The sequence below is a fragment of the Bacillus sp. NMTD17 genome, from assembly GCF_002998735.1.
Taxonomy (GTDB): Bacteria; Bacillota; Bacilli; order Bacillales; family Bacillaceae; genus Bacillus.
The window spans coordinates 1-14286 of record NZ_PVRH01000002.1 but is presented as its reverse complement, the minus strand read 5'-3'; the positions used below and the strand labels follow the sequence as shown (position 1 = coordinate 14286).

15 protein-coding genes and 2 pseudogenes are annotated in these 14286 nt (G+C 37.2%); 4 read left to right on the top strand and 13 right to left on the bottom strand.

The genetic code is table 11. From position 1 onward, the window contains the following. Window positions 1–93 precede the first annotated feature (93 nt). Window positions 94–1266, bottom strand: coding sequence for an MFS transporter (locus C6347_RS05160; protein ID WP_066030851.1), 1173 nt, complete (start codon window positions 1264–1266; stop codon window positions 94–96). A gap of 177 nt (window positions 1267–1443) precedes the next feature. Here C6347_RS05160 and C6347_RS05155 point away from each other — a divergent pair, with 177 nt between their 5' ends. Next, window positions 1444–2520 (top strand): isocitrate/isopropylmalate dehydrogenase family protein, encoded by a 1077-nt coding sequence (locus C6347_RS05155; protein ID WP_060596432.1) that lies wholly within the window; start codon window positions 1444–1446, stop codon window positions 2518–2520. Window positions 2521–2536: 16 nt separating this feature from the next. Further along, window positions 2537–2815: pseudogene (locus C6347_RS05150) on the top strand (maltose acetyltransferase domain-containing protein); the annotation flags it as partial. Window positions 2816–3087: 272 nt separating this feature from the next. Here C6347_RS05150 and C6347_RS05145 read toward each other — a convergent pair. Together C6347_RS05145 and C6347_RS05140 are read right to left on the bottom strand one after the other, a co-directional pair. Then, a complete protein-coding gene (locus C6347_RS05145) occupies window positions 3088–3957 on the bottom strand; it encodes an arginase family protein (RefSeq protein ID WP_258182055.1) in 870 nt (289 codons plus the stop codon). A gap of 48 nt (window positions 3958–4005) precedes the next feature. Beyond that, window positions 4006–4863 carry an arginase family protein gene (locus C6347_RS05140; RefSeq protein WP_106071491.1) on the bottom strand — a complete coding sequence of 286 codons (858 nt, stop codon included), beginning with the start codon at window positions 4861–4863 and terminating at the stop codon, window positions 4006–4008. Window positions 4864–5056: 193 nt separating this feature from the next. On the opposite strand from C6347_RS05140, the gene C6347_RS05135 reads away from it, so the two are divergent. Continuing rightward, entirely contained in the window at window positions 5057–5416 is a 360-nt protein-coding gene (locus tag C6347_RS05135) for a winged helix-turn-helix transcriptional regulator (RefSeq protein WP_106042027.1), read from the top strand. A gap of 29 nt (window positions 5417–5445) precedes the next feature. On the opposite strand, the gene C6347_RS05130 is transcribed toward C6347_RS05135, so the two are convergent. Next, window positions 5446–6540, bottom strand: a complete 1095-nt coding sequence (locus tag C6347_RS05130) for an NADH:flavin oxidoreductase (RefSeq protein WP_106042029.1) — start codon at window positions 6538–6540, stop codon at window positions 5446–5448. 134 nt (window positions 6541–6674) lie between these two features. On the opposite strand from C6347_RS05130, the gene C6347_RS05125 reads away from it, so the two are divergent. Beyond that, complete coding sequence (locus C6347_RS05125) at window positions 6675–7529, top strand: LysR family transcriptional regulator (protein ID WP_106071490.1); 855 nt, start codon at window positions 6675–6677, stop codon at window positions 7527–7529. A 35-nt stretch (window positions 7530–7564) separates the two neighbouring features. Here the strand turns inward: C6347_RS05125 and C6347_RS05120 are convergent. The 9 genes and pseudogenes from C6347_RS05120 to C6347_RS05075 all read right to left on the bottom strand — a co-directional run. Then, window positions 7565–7900, bottom strand: a pseudogene (locus tag C6347_RS05120) (transposase); the annotation flags it as partial. A gap of 184 nt (window positions 7901–8084) precedes the next feature. Then, entirely contained in the window at window positions 8085–8666 is a 582-nt protein-coding gene (locus tag C6347_RS05115) for a GNAT family N-acetyltransferase (protein WP_106071489.1), read from the bottom strand. Between the two features lie 39 nt (window positions 8667–8705). Further along, window positions 8706–9080, bottom strand: a complete 375-nt coding sequence (locus tag C6347_RS05110; protein ID WP_106071488.1) for a ParB N-terminal domain-containing protein — start codon at window positions 9078–9080, stop codon at window positions 8706–8708. 214 nt (window positions 9081–9294) lie between these two features. Continuing rightward, complete coding sequence (gene arsC, locus C6347_RS05100; protein ID WP_106071487.1) at window positions 9295–9714, bottom strand: arsenate reductase (thioredoxin); 420 nt, start codon at window positions 9712–9714, stop codon at window positions 9295–9297. 14 nt (window positions 9715–9728) lie between these two features. Beyond that, window positions 9729–11033, bottom strand: coding sequence for an arsenic transporter (locus C6347_RS05095; protein ID WP_374955727.1), 1305 nt, complete (start codon window positions 11031–11033; stop codon window positions 9729–9731). A 6-nt stretch (window positions 11034–11039) separates the two neighbouring features. Beyond that, entirely contained in the window at window positions 11040–11387 is a 348-nt protein-coding gene (locus C6347_RS05090; protein ID WP_060596446.1) for an ArsR/SmtB family transcription factor, read from the bottom strand. Window positions 11388–11944: 557 nt separating this feature from the next. After that, entirely contained in the window at window positions 11945–13048 is a 1104-nt protein-coding gene (locus C6347_RS05085) for a threonine synthase (RefSeq protein ID WP_066030841.1), read from the bottom strand. 72 nt (window positions 13049–13120) lie between these two features. Continuing rightward, window positions 13121–13495: a RidA family protein gene (locus C6347_RS05080; protein WP_106071485.1), complete on the bottom strand. Its 375-nt coding sequence runs from the start codon at window positions 13493–13495 to the stop codon at window positions 13121–13123. Between the two features lie 11 nt (window positions 13496–13506). Continuing rightward, window positions 13507–14157 carry a helix-turn-helix transcriptional regulator gene (locus C6347_RS05075; RefSeq protein ID WP_106071484.1) on the bottom strand — a complete coding sequence of 217 codons (651 nt, stop codon included), beginning with the start codon at window positions 14155–14157 and terminating at the stop codon, window positions 13507–13509. Between the last annotated feature and the right edge of the window lie 129 nt (window positions 14158–14286).

Below are 14286 nucleotides of genomic sequence, written 5' to 3'. Positions count from 1 at the left end.
TCAGGACATTTATAGGACTGTTTCACTTCATGAAAGGTTTCAATTTTATTTTTTAAATTTAAAAAAAGTGCCATGATCGAGGATCAGACACTTTTAGTGAACTTGTAATGAACGCGGTTTTGCTACAGCTTTTGTAAAGATTCCTGCAATACATATGGCGAATAAAACAAAAATAAAGGCATGAAGCAGTCCTACTTGATTGGCAAGCAGCCCTAATATAGGCGGCCCAGAAAGAGAGGCTGTATAACCTGATAAGGTCACAATGCTGACGCGTTTCACGGCGTACCGGCTATCATCACCAGCTGCAGAAATGGTTAGCGGGAAGCCTAAAGAAGCGCCAAGTCCCCATAAAAAGATCGATATCATACATACAACAAGTGAAATCTTTAAAATGACCAGAAATAGTCCGGCGGCGGCTGATAAAATCGCAATTCTTAGCAATAACACCCTGCCGAAACGATCGATCAAACGTCCGCTAATTAGTCTGCCGCTAATCATCCCGCATAAAAATAAAGCATAGATGACTGTACTCATGGAATGTGAAACCTGGTAGCCATCCACCATTGCAAGTGGAATCCAATCATTGGCAGACCCTTCGACAAACGCAAGACATAAGGCGATCATCGCAAGAGAGACTGTTCGTTTGTTCAGCCATGGCGTTTGAGTATCATCTATTGTATCTGACTGCTTCTCATGCTGATCCTTTCCTGTACCGTGCGGAATAAACCGTGTGCAAATCAAGATGCTGAGAAAGAAAAGAAGGGCAATGACAAGTAGGTGATTCAGCACAGAGACCCCTAGATGGATAAAAAGAATGCCAGCTCCTGCTCCAATTAAAGTGCCAATGCTAAAGGAAGCGTGCAATATAGGCAAAATGGTTTTCTTGATACTGTATTCAATTTCTGTCCCTTCTAGGTTCATCGCCACATTGCACATACCTGAGCCTGCTCCAAAAAGAAATAGACCGGCAGTGACGACAAAGATAGAAGAGAGTGTTGAACCAATGGCAAGAGTGGTGAATCCAAGGAACATCAAAAAAGCACTGATCACAATCGCCACGCGGCCGCCTTTTTTTCGAACAAATACATTTGAAAGAACAAGCCCGACAATTGAACCAACGGATAAGCCAAGTAAAATAAGTCCCATCGTTCCTGTATTGGCTTGTAATAAATCTCTGACTTCCGGTGTCCGTGAAAACCATGTAGAGATGGAAATTCCAGACATCGTGAAAATGACTATTATCGCTTTATACCACTTTAATTCCATCTAATCCCTCACATTTAAAGATGTATCTGTCACTGAACAAATCTACTCGATTATAAATGAGATGGGCTGATTCGTAAATAACTTGAGGCAGGAACATGAACAATTCTAGTCAAAAGAAATCTTGCCTTCCCAATTCTTCTGACGAGAAGGTAAAATAAACATAAAGGGGGAGGAAGCATGAATTCATATCGTATCGGTGTGTTGAAAGGAGACGGGATTGGGCCAGAAATTGTACAAGCAAATATGCGCATCTTAAAGGCAGCGCTATCACAGTTTCAGGAGTCATTTGTGGAATATGTCGAATGTCCAATTGGCTTTGAAGCCATCCATTCTCACCAAGATCCTGTGCCAGCATCTACTATAGAAGAATTAAAAAAGTGCCATGGGTGGATTTTAGGTCCTCATGATTCTGCCTCATATCCAGAGATATTGACAGAGAGGAGAAATCCAAGCGGAGAGCTCCGTCATACGTTTGATTTATTTGCAAACATTCGTCCATCTCAATCATTACCTGGGGTACAGGGCCTTGTGCAAAACGTCGATCTCGTGATTTTTCGAGAGAACACAGAAGGCTTTTATCCAGATCGGAACATGTATCATGGGGTAGGAGAGTGGATGATTACGCCAGAGGTCGCTATATCCACAGGTGTGTTTACCAAAAAAGCGATTACACGTATTGCTCATGCAGCTTTTCAAAGTGCAATGGAGCGCAGGCGAAAGGTGACCATTGTTCACAAGGCAAACGTAATCAAATTAGGATCTGGTTTATTTCTGCGAACATGCCAAGAGGTGGCAAAAGCATATCCGCACGTGACAGTAGAAGATCTACATATCGATGCAATGGCAGCTCACTTAGTAAGACGTGCCGGTGATTTTGATGTCATTGTGACAGAGAATATGTTTGGGGATATTTTATCGGATTTAACAGGGGAACTAGTCGGAAGTTTAGGGATCGCCCCTTCATTAAATTGTAACGAAAACCAAGCGATGGCACAGGCAGCACATGGATCAGCACCGGATATTGCTGGGCAAAATATCGCCAATCCCATGGGGTTAATTCTTTCTACAGTCATGCTTTTTGACTGGTTATATGTGAAATATCATGATGACAGGCTGAAAAAGACGGCTGTTCTTATAAGACGCACTCTGGATGAGATGATGAAAATGAACATAAAAACGAAGGATTTAGGAGGAAGCGAAACCACGACACAATTCACAGATGCATTCATTCAAATGATGAATCAGGATAAATAGAAGTGAAAAGGAAAAAATGATCCAAGGAGAACATTATGTTTCTAGTGACCAAACCCTGATCGCAGATCGAGAAATTGACATTTGCATACCAGCAAACCAATCAGCCAGAAAAAAGAACATCCATTTTAAAGGAATTAGAGGTTGGCGAGCATTTTTTTGCAAATTTTGATGCATCGGCTGGACACCCGCTTGACCTAATAGAACGTGCAAAAGGCATTGAATTCGGCAAACCAGTCACCATTGGAACTATGTATGGATTGGCGGTGGCGCCATTATTAATCCAGATGTCACAATAAATATCTTGATAAATCAAAATCTGGCGAATAAACGTGGGATTTTGATTTTTTCTTTTTTTGTCTCAATAAGATAAGTATACTTAGATTTGAGACAAGAGAAATTCATTTGTGCTGTAACTTCCTAGAATATATATTATGTAAACTAAGAGAGCTCAGCTCAAGTTTAAGTTTTGGTTGTATTCATAATATTCCCTTGACAGCTACTGCACCTAAGTTCTTGAGCAACTTTGTAAGCTGCTCAAGAACTTCTTTTTCATTTTTATATTTATGCTCAATGCTTTTTCAACAACGGTAAGTTATTAAGCATATTTGAAAGTGTAAGTGCATCCCAAGGCAGATGTTCCGTAATACCTAACCCAACAATATCAAATTCATTGCTAACATCTTGAATCAGGCGAGTTACAGATTGAATGGATGAACGTTTTAACCCTTTACTTACATATTCACCATAGCGCTCTGGTTTAGCAATACCTTGCGAACGGAACTCGCGTAAATCCAATACATCCAGATCAAAATGAACGGCAATCCGAGAAGCACCTGTTGCTCGCAATGCTGCCAGTACATTTTCGCTAGATGAAGCAAATTCCTCTGAACTCACATTAGGAAATTTATATTTTTCGTAAACTGAAGGTGTTTTTTCTTTCTCATCATTAATCCCTGCAAATAGTAAATTGCTTGGATTAACTTTTCGAGAGACAAGCGAAGCGAAATTAGGATCCCCTTCTCCAAGAAGTGTTGCCAGTACCATGGCATGATAATGCGGATATAGCTCTGCTGTTTTAATGTCCGGATGGGCATCTATCCAAAGTATAGCCAATTCCTCTTTATATTTTTCTGTAAGATAAGCGAACGGTGCAAGTTCTACGCTACAGTCTCCTCCTAAAACAACCACCCGGTCTGGATTTCGTTCATGAAGAATATTTAAAGCTAAAGAAGTTTGCTTAATGATTTGCTTTTTGGCTACGATTCCCTCTTCTTTTTCATCATTAGTAGGATCCGTGGAAATAGGTACTTCGATTGTTTCATCATCTGTGGGTGGAGCAAGCCATGCTAGTAACTGAGCTCCAAAGTGATACGAAAGGTTGTTACCGCCCTGCCATTGTGGCATGATCAATCGTAATGTCTTCTCTTCGTTATCCATAATACCTCCATTTAAATTAATACATGTTTAGTAAGATAGGATTGTTACTCAAACAAAGATAGGTATAGTACTTAAAAGCTTTTTTAAATTAATAGAATCCCAAGGCAAATGCTCCGTGATGCCCAATCCTACCACATTTGTTTCTTTTGATACATCCTGGATTATCTCCGTCAATTGTGGAAAATGCATTTTGCCCATAGGAAAGTCTATCGTTTCTTTTGAATCCGGATTTGCAAAAATCAAAGAACGGAATGCACTAGGATCAAGAACATCTAAATCAAGGTGAATAGCTAGATGCTTAATATTTTGTTCAACAATCCACTCTTTAATAGCCTTAGGATTATTTATCAGTTCTTTTGTACTTGCAGTTTTCATACCGAGCCTTTGTATTAATTCTGTTTCATGTGAAAATGTTTCTTCAAGTCCAGCAAAAAAGACATTGCTTGGCTTTAATGGAACTTTTACTTCATTTGCAAATTCCGTATCTCCCTCTCCTAATAAATTCCCTAATACCATAGTATGGCTGTTCTCAAACTCATTTGGACTAGATACATCAGGATGTGAATCAATCCATATCAGTCCTAGTTCTCCATTATAGCGTTCGTTTAAATAAGCAAAAGGTGCTTGTTCAACCAGACAATCACCACCAAACATAATGATGCTATCTGGCTGATGGGCAGCAATAATTTGTTGAGCAGACTTCAACTGATTTATTACTTGGGTTCTACCGCGAACCCCTCTTTCCAATTCAAGGGGACTCTCATCCGGGTCATAAACAGGAACTTTTATAAGCGGCTGTTCATTTTGTGGAGCTAACCAAGCGAGAAGTTCAGCACCAAATGAATAATTAGGATTATTTCCACCTTGCCATTGCGGCATTAGAAGACGAATTGTTTTATTTGTCATTTTTAATCTCCTTTACTTTTCAACTAATTTCAGTATAAACCAATTAAAATCAATTAATAGTACGCACTAAAATGAAAGGTACTATCTAAAAAGATAGTACCTTTTCAAGTCTTACAGTTCACTGTAAACTAATATAAGACATCTATACAATCATTTTAGTTCATACAGATGTTTATTTGAAAGGATGATCTCAATGACAATGAATGGATATCATGGTAAAATCAAGAATATACAGGATACTCCTTTTGGTTATACTTTGTCCTTGGTTGGCGGAAAATGGAAAATGGTAATCCTATATTTACTAGCAGAAAACCATCCGATCCGCTACAATGAGTTGCATAGAATGATTGGTAACATAACATTTAAGACACTTAGTTCACAACTCAAGGAACTAGAAATGAGTGAATTAATAGTTAGGAAAGAATATCCACAGATTCCCCCAAAAGTTGAATATTATCTTTCAGCTAAAGGAGCTTCACTCATTCCGATTTTGGAAGAAATGTGTGAATGGGGTATAGAAAATCAACCGCCTTCTGAAATAGAACCACAATAAGCTAACGCGTTTGGGTTAGCTTATTTGGTTTAATTGATTTCAAAATCTTTTATATTAGCTACTGGATAAAGAACTTCGTCTGGATTAAAAACGGTTAATGGTTCTGCCTTTTCAACTTTTTTTACCCAGTCGTGATTAGCTAAAGCACCTTTTCCTATTGTTACAACATCAGCATCACCGTTACTTAACATTTCAGTTGCTCTTTCAATACTATCTAATTGACCGTTTGCTATTATTGGTAACTGGCTATATTTCTTTGCTAAAGAAACTAAGGATTTTTCTCCTCCATCAAATGCATGCTGCCAGGCTTTATACTCCGTTACGTGAATATAGTCTAATCCTGATTGACCTAGAGAACCAAAAATGATTTTTGCATCTTCCTCTTCTCCTGACCATTTATAGGTATAATCATTTACTTGCGATTGAGAGATTCGCATGCCAACTATGAAATCATCTCCTACAGATTTAGTTACTTCGGATGCAATTTCAACTAAAAACCTTACACGATTTTCTGTGCTTCCTCCGTATTCATCTGTACGTAGGTTGGTATACTCTGTAAGAAAAGCATCTAAGAGATAACCATTGGCCCCATGGATTTCAACCCCATCAAATCCAGCAGATTCTGCCCTCTGAGCAGCTTTTACAAAGCTTTTTTTCACATTATCCATTTCCTCTTTAGTCATTTCTCGAGGTATTTTATACTCTCCTTCTCCGAAATAGAATTTTAGTTGTTCCCCTTGTGGCTTTACTGACGACGGAGCAATCGTTTCCTCTGAAAAATGATTTCCTTGTGAAAGTGGTCCACTATGCTGTAATTGCATAAAAATCTTGCTACCTTCTTCATGAACTGCATCTACAATCTTTTTCCAAACTACTGCTTGTCCGTCGAATGCAATACCTGGTTGATATTGATATGTCTGGCTATTTTTATCATCAATATACGTACCTTCAGTTATTATTAACCCAAATCCCCCTTTTGCGAAAGAACGGTAGTATTTAACCATCTTGTCTGTAACATAACCATCCTTTGTAGCACTAATTCGTGTCATTGGTGCTAGTCCAACTCTATTTCTTAACTCCGTTTTATTAATTTTAAAAGTATCAAATAATATATTTTTTTTCATTTCTTTTACCTCCTAAAATTATTGTTTGACAACCTCTTGGTTATTAGCTTAAATGAATAATACAGTTTAGTAAAATGAATATATTAGATAGGGTAGTTCAATATTATTAAACTATCCTAAGAGGAGATATTAAGTTGGAACTTCGACATTTAATTACTTTCAAGACAATTGTTAACAAAAATGGTTTTAATAAAGCAGCTGAGCATTTGGGTTATGCTCAATCGTCTATAACTACACATATTAAAGAATTAGAAAAAGAATTAGGTAGGCCCCTTTTCGACCGATTAGGAAAGAGAATAATATTGACTCACTTCGGAGAGCAATATCTTCCTTATGCAAATCAAATAATTGAACTATACGAACAATCACTAACTATTGATAAGGAACCTCAAGGAGATCTAACTATAGGAATATCAGAATCCTTAACTATTTGCCGGATTCCTCTTATTCTCCTCGAATTTAAGCAGAAATATCCGAAAGTGAGTCTTTACGTTAAGTCATTAGAAAATTACGATGTCACCAAGAGCCTTCAAAGTGGTGACATTGATTTAGCTTTGGTTTTGGAAAACAAGAACTGGACACAGGAGGAGTTGTATATCGAAGAATTAGTACGGGAGATAATGGTCTTCATTAGTCCACACAGCAAAGGGGAAACATTAAATACTGCATTATATTCTGATTTAAGATGTAGTTATAAATCAGTTTTCGATGATTACATTATATCAAATGAACTTTATATAAAAGATAGTATAGAGTTTCAAAGCATTGAAGCAATAAAACAATGTGTTAAAAATGGACTAGGGGTATCTCTTGTTCCCTTCTTTTCTGTAAAAGAAGAACTAAAAAATGGCCTATTTAAGGGAGAGAAAGTTTCAAACCAACAAAATTCCCTATCGACTTACTTGACATATCACAAAGATAAATGGCTATCACCCTCTATTACTAGCATGATTGAACTAGTTCAGAAACATGCAAAAACTTGGGAATAAGTATAGAAGGTGCTTTATAAAGCGCCTTTCAGACCGTAGTTTTTACCGAAGGTAGAAAAGTGCGGAATTTTCTCGGAAAACCCATACCCAATAAACCAACGATAAGCAACATTGGTTTCAATTTCTTTAATGGTTTGACGCATGGAGCGAATGCCAAATAGATATTGGATCAAAACCATTTTAATGAGAACAACGGGGTCCACACTTGGTCTACCATTTTTGAAACTATAATGATCTTTAACAAGATTATAAACGAAGTCAAAATCGATCGCTTGATCTATTTTCCGTACAAGATGATCTTCAGGCACTAATTCATCTAAAGCCACTACTTCTAATTGGTTTCGTCTTTCTTCTTCACGTTTCGATAACATGTTCATTCCCCACAGAATTGTGTTATTACCCTTTATTATTATATGTATATTTTTTAGGGTCATAATTGTTCAAGTAAAGTTAGTTGCTCCGTTTGTTCAATAAGAAAAGGAGGTGCCGCAGCTACCTCCTTTGTTAAGTCAAAGCACCCTTTAGTTTTATAAGCAACACTTCGAAAATACGAGATTATTGTAGCATACTCTCCAATTTGTCCTTCACTAGCACCCATTCTTGGTCGATTACACTGTAATACACAGAGTCTCTTAAATAACCGTCAGGCATAACCATATGATTCCGAAGCACCCCTTCTTTTACCAAACCCAACCGTTCAATTGCCTGCTGAGACCGCACATTTCTGCTATCTGTTTTCAACTGAACACGAATTATCCCAAGTGTTTCAAAGCAGTGTTTCAAAAGAAGATACTTACATTCTGTATTTATTCTAGTTCGCCAAACAGTTGGAGACAGCCATGTCCAACCAATTTCCAAGTTACGATTTGGTATGGATATATTAAGAAAACGAGTGCTTCCCACAATTTTCTCCGAATTCTTATCGAAGATAACAAAAGGAAATTCGCTTCCTTGCTCTCTCGCTTGAAGTGCTCCATTCACAAGGGACTTCATATCTTCAATCGATTGAACCCTCATTGGCATGTGTGCCCATATATCTGAATTGTTTCCCGCATCAAATAATTCCTGTACGTGATAATCTTCCATAGGTTGTATCTTTACTCTATCTCCTATTAATACTACAGGCGTTATCTCCATAATTCTTCTTCTCTCCTTTTCTTCTTTGGTATGATTATATCAACTAAGTAATTTTTCTTTTGACAACTCAGATAGTTTGTTATGCTTTGTTAAATAGACGAGAGTATTATAAATGTTTTGTAAAGTAACGCGTTTAGAAGTTGTTCTCATGCCTACAATTGTTCCTAAATCATGAAATGGACTGTCTGGTTGGATAATAAGTTGTGCTGCCACCCAACTCAAATCTTCTGAGTCCTTTTTTAGATATCGGCTTAAAGAAGACCCTATACCTTTAGCTTTAGTGTTGATAGTATCAAATAAACTGATCTTTTCTTCATCTTCCAAATAATGAAAAGCTAAAAATGGCACATTAATGAATGCATTTGTTTCTTCTAAATATAACTTAATTCCACCTAATCGATGCTGACCATCCATTTGTTAAAGAGACATTTGAAAATGGTGACAAGTAATATCTAATCCAACTTTAAGGTAGAATCTATGTGCATCATGCCTATGAACACCAGAATCTAAATGAAATTGTTCACACTCATTTTCCTTTGCTTGACTTATTAGCCAATCCCATAGAATTTTTGCATACTCGATCATCGCAATCCACTGAATTGATGTCTCCTTTCACATATAAAAGATATTATTCTCCAGTCTCAGCAAACTGTTTCAATCGATCTCCAATTTCATCTCTTACCCTTTGGAAAAATGCCCACCTCTCTTCTTCTGTTCCTTCTGCTTTTGCTGGATCATCAAAGCCCCAATGGACACGTTCGACATGTGGTGGAGTCATCGGGCATTTATCAGCTGCATCACCGCATAGTGTGACGACTAAGTCAGCGTGATGCAATATCTTTTGATCAATCAGGTCAGACGTTTGATTAGAAATATCAATCCCTATTTCTTTCATTGCTTTTACAGCATTTGGATTTAATCCATGAGCTTCAATACCAGCGCTATAGACCTTCCACTCATCTCCAAGATGTTTTTTAGCCCAACCTTCAGCCATTTGACTACGGCAAGAATTACCGGTACATAAAAAGTAAATTGTTTTCTTTGACATGTTGATCGTCTCCTTTAATGTATAATCATTAGCCAGAAATACAAAGCTAAAAGCGTGATGAATAGTGTTGGTACAGTTAAAATGACTCCTATTTTGAAATATGTGCCCCAGGAAATCTTCACACCTTTTTGAGAAAGGACGTGGAGCCACAGTAGTGTTGCTAAGGAGCCAATGGGCGTAATTTTTGGTCCTAAATCAGAACCAATGACATTTGCGTAAATTAACGCTTCTCTCATTATTCCTTGTGTATCGGTACCGGATATGGCTAATGCATCAATCATGACAGTCGGCATATTGTTCATGACAGATGAAAGCATTGCTGCGATAAATCCCATACCAAGAGTCCCTGCCAATAAACCTTGATCTGCTACAGCTTGGATCACGCTTGAAAGAGCATCAGTGAGCCCTGCATTTCGCATGCCATAGACAACAACGTACATACCTATGGAAAAGAAAACGATCGCCCATGGTGCTTCTTTTAGAACGCTTTTTGTTTGGACAGCAGGGCTTTTTTGTGCAATGACCAAGAATAAAATGGCAATCACACCAGCTATGACTGATACAGGTATAGATAAAAATTCGCTTGCAAAATAACCAATCAACAAAAAAGCTAATATATACCAAGATAATCTAAACATCTTTGGATCTTTTATTGCTTCACAAGGATGCTTTAACTCAGTCATATCATAGCGTTTAGGTATACTCTTTCTAAAGAAAAGGTACAGTACAGTGATACTCGCTAGCAATGAAAAAAGGTTTGGAACAACCATTCTGGATGCATATTCAATAAACGTAATGTTGAAATAGTCGGCTGTTACAATGTTCACCAAATTACTAACGACAAGGGGAAGCGAAGTTGTATCTGCAATAAACCCACTCGCGATAATAAAAGGGAATACAATTTTTTCATTGAAGTGTAATGCTCTGACCATTGCTAAAACAATGGGTGTCAAAATAAGTGCTGCACCATCGTTTGCAAATAAAGCAGCGACGATTGCACCAAGGATGGTCACATACACAAACATACGCAGCCCACTGCCTTTTGCAGCCTTTGCCATATGCAATGCTGCCCATTCAAAAAAGCCGATTCGATCAAGTATGAGTGAGATGACGATAATGGCAACAAAAGCTAAAGTCGCATTCCATACGATGCCTGTCACGGTGATCACATCATCAACATTCACAACACCTACGATTAATGCTAAAATGGCCCCTCCACATGCGGACCACCCTATGGATAAATTTTTTGGCTGCCAAATAACCAATACCAAAGTTAACAAAAATATGAGTAATGATAAAACGGCAAAACTCAAACCCATCCCTCCTTACGAACAAGAAATGTTTGTTGCGTTATGTTGTATGCTTTTTAAAAGGTCATCTTCTTTATCAATTAGATTTAAGATGATACAAATCGTCTCAAATTCTGGACACAGTGTATTGATTGAATAATAACGCCACTGCCCTTTTCTGTTCTCATGGACAAATCCAGCTTTTTTTAATTTTCGTAAATGCTGACTAATCGCTGGTTGACTCATTTCGAACTTATCTACCAGTTCACAAACACAATATTCCTTCTCCAAAAACAATTTCATCATAATGAGTCTTGTTTGATCACTGAGTATTTTTAAACAATTCGACATATGTAACAAACCAATTGAAACATCTGAAGTCACAATGGTTCCCTCCCTCTTTTCAAATATTGGTGACGGTCCCTGTTATCAACTCCTCCAATATTATATAACTGAATACTTATATAATCAATTGATTATATGGATTTGAACAAAAATTTGTTCGCGTTAAAATTATTGATTAATGTTTATTTCTTTTATTTTTTATTCATCAAAAAAATTGATTATTGTAGAATCCTTATTTGACTATTGTTTATAAAGCAAAAAATGGATCTACATTTCTTTCAATGGTCTGTCATATGACAATTCCTATTCTTATATAAATCCCAATGGCTCATTTTGTTGATGCGCTAGCTCCATTCCTCCTACCAAATAGAGAGCGTTCTTTTTATTTATATCATCATCAGGCCAAGTGCGGATTAGTTGACGCAATCTAACTGTAACGGTCTTACACACATCTGGCATTAAGTAACTATCAGAATCCTAAAGATCCAGCAATGGATATGTCATCTTGATAGTTTTCAAATGGAAGTCGGTGTAAGACCAATCTGCTTCACAATGGCGGATTTCCATATTTTCAAAGAGAGACAATTCTAATAGGGTTATTTTGATTTAATCCCTGCACCACAAAGAGGTATGACAATGGTTTCTTCTGATTCCTTTTTATATTTCATGTAGCCAGCCAAATTGACTGCAGATGTCACTTCTACATAAAATCCTTTCTCACTTAGTTTAGAGCGTGCATTTAGAATCTCATCTTCTTTAATATCAATAAACGTACCATTGGTATCTAGTACAGCTTCTAAAATTTGTTTGGAGCGTGCTGGAGCAGCAATGGCAATCCCTTCTGCTAAGGTCCCTTTATTCGTCACAGGTGATGCTGATTCCTCTTCATTTTGATAAGCTTTCACAAGGGGTGCACAGTTTTTCGCTTGTACGGCAACGATTTTCGGTATTTTATGAATGAAACCATTTTCAAATAACTCTTTAAAGCCATAATACGCACCTAGGAGGAGAGTACCGTTTCCAACCGGAATGATTAAAGCATCAGGTGCTCCTTTTAGTTGCTCATAGATTTCATAGGCATATGTTTTTGTTCCTTCAAAAAAATAAGGGTTATAGACATGGCTTGCATAAAAAACGTTTTCATTGTCTACTGCCTTTTGTGCCGCAGCTGCAATGTCCTCACGTGTACCATGAATTGTTTTAATCGCTGCTCCATGTGCTTTTATTTGAGCAACCTTTTTAGGCGAAGTTTCATCGCTTAGATAGATGTCACAGGCAATACCACAACGTGCTGCATAAGCTGCAATCGCCGTTCCTGCATTCCCACTACTGTCAGCAATCACTTTTGATACCCCTAATTCTTTAGCCTTTGTCATTAGAACAGCGGCTCCTCGGTCTTTAAAGGATAATGTCGGCATCATATAATCAACTTTTACATAAGTGTTTGGCTCATTAGGGTCTAGAACGATTAAAGGGGATTGACCCTCCCCCATTGTGACAGTTTCCCAAGTCTTTGAACCTTTTGTAAATGGCATGGTTTCAACATAACGCCATAATGAATTTGGATAGTCATCCCAAGCTGCAACATCTATTTTCGGAGTATCTTTCACCAGATTTAATACTCCACCACAATCACATTTCCATAGAGTTGGTGTCATCTCATACTTTCTCCCGCAATGGTTACAAATCAATTGATTCATCGATCATCTACCCCTTCGAATATTTTTTTATATGAAATATAATTTTTTATATAGAGTAGGCAAAAAAATATCTTAAATATATGCAATGGCATCAATTTCAATTTTGAAACCAAAATGTAATTCATTCGTTGGTACAATAGTACGTGCTGGTTTATGTTCACCGAAAAAATTAGTATAAACAGCATCTACTTTGTCCCATAAATGAATATTCGAAATGTATAATGTCATGCGCAAGATCTTCTTTTTTTTACTTCCAGCAGCCTCTACAATCATCTCTACATTCTTAAGCGCTTGTAATGTCTCTTCTTCAATGTGGCCGAACTCTTTTTCTCTCGTTTCGGGATTGATGGCAAATTGTCCTGAAACATAGACCGTGTTTTGATGAATGGTTGCGAATGCATAGTGTCCGTTTGATTTTAGATTTCCTACCTCGAGTATGCTTTTCATTTTGACACTCCTTACCTCGATTTATTTTTGATTTCATCCAAATAGCTATAGACGGTTACTTTGGAAATGCCTAACATAGATGCGACCTTCTCAACAGATCCTTTCATTAAAAAGATGCCCTTTTCATCCATAAATTTAATTAGTTCAATTTTTTCATGACGTTTCATGACTGGATGAACACTGTTTTGAATAATTTGTTGAATCAATTGATCTACTATTTCTTCCACATTTTCAAGATCATCATTTGATGTTGTTTCTTTCTCTTGAGCTTCCACTTGTGTAGAAAGAAAAGTATCCATAAATTGCTGCATTTGATTTAGTGCTTCAACATCAAAATTGATACAGAAAGCACCAATCACCTTTTGCTTTGAATCACGTATTAATGAAGTCGAAGAACGAATCGTACGCTTATCTTCTGTTACAAATGTATAACCAGCCAGATAATCTTCTTTAAAATCTTCTGATTGTAATACAGTCTTTACTAGATGATCAAATGATTGGCCGATTTCTCTTCCTGTCACATGGTTATTTACTGTAAACATGACAGATGCTTGAGGGTTCGTTAAATCATGAATAACCACTTCGCAATTTGGTCCAAACATTTTTGCAGTAGATTTTGCTAAAGGAATATAACTCTCTAATAAATTCTTCATATGTTCCATGTCTAAGGTGGGAAATGAAGACGTCGATATCCACGCCAACTATATTATTGCGAGATGCACAGAGGCACTCAAATCTAAATGTGAGTTTTTACATGTTCCCGTCATGCTTGATACGAAAGAAGCGAAGGA

Excerpts from the sequence above, each read along its gene's own strand:
- C6347_RS05160 (WP_066030851.1), bottom strand. The coding sequence starts at position 1,266 with ATGGAATTAAAGTGGTATAAAGCGATAATAGTCATTTTCACGATGTCT.
- C6347_RS05155 (WP_060596432.1), top strand. The coding sequence starts at position 1,444 with ATGAATTCATATCGTATCGGTGTGTTGAAAGGAGACGGGATTGGGCCA.
- C6347_RS05145 (WP_258182055.1), bottom strand. The coding sequence starts at position 3,957 with ATGGATAACGAAGAGAAGACATTACGATTGATCATGCCACAATGGCAG.
- C6347_RS05140 (WP_106071491.1), bottom strand. The coding sequence starts at position 4,863 with ATGACAAATAAAACAATTCGTCTTCTAATGCCGCAATGGCAAGGTGGA.
- C6347_RS05135 (WP_106042027.1), top strand. The coding sequence starts at position 5,057 with ATGACAATGAATGGATATCATGGTAAAATCAAGAATATACAGGATACT.
- C6347_RS05130 (WP_106042029.1), bottom strand. The coding sequence starts at position 6,540 with ATGAAAAAAAATATATTATTTGATACTTTTAAAATTAATAAAACGGAG.
- C6347_RS05115 (WP_106071489.1), bottom strand. The coding sequence starts at position 8,666 with ATGGAGATAACGCCTGTAGTATTAATAGGAGATAGAGTAAAGATACAA.
- C6347_RS05110 (WP_106071488.1), bottom strand. The coding sequence starts at position 9,080 with ATGGATGGTCAGCATCGATTAGGTGGAATTAAGTTATATTTAGAAGAA.
- arsC (WP_106071487.1), bottom strand. The coding sequence starts at position 9,714 with ATGTCAAAGAAAACAATTTACTTTTTATGTACCGGTAATTCTTGCCGT.
- C6347_RS05095 (WP_374955727.1), bottom strand. The coding sequence starts at position 11,033 with ATGGGTTTGAGTTTTGCCGTTTTATCATTACTCATATTTTTGTTAACT.
- C6347_RS05085 (WP_066030841.1), bottom strand. The coding sequence starts at position 13,048 with ATGAATCAATTGATTTGTAACCATTGCGGGAGAAAGTATGAGATGACA.
- C6347_RS05080 (WP_106071485.1), bottom strand. The coding sequence starts at position 13,495 with ATGAAAAGCATACTCGAGGTAGGAAATCTAAAATCAAACGGACACTAT.
- C6347_RS05075 (WP_106071484.1), bottom strand. The coding sequence starts at position 14,157 with ATGGAACATATGAAGAATTTATTAGAGAGTTATATTCCTTTAGCAAAA.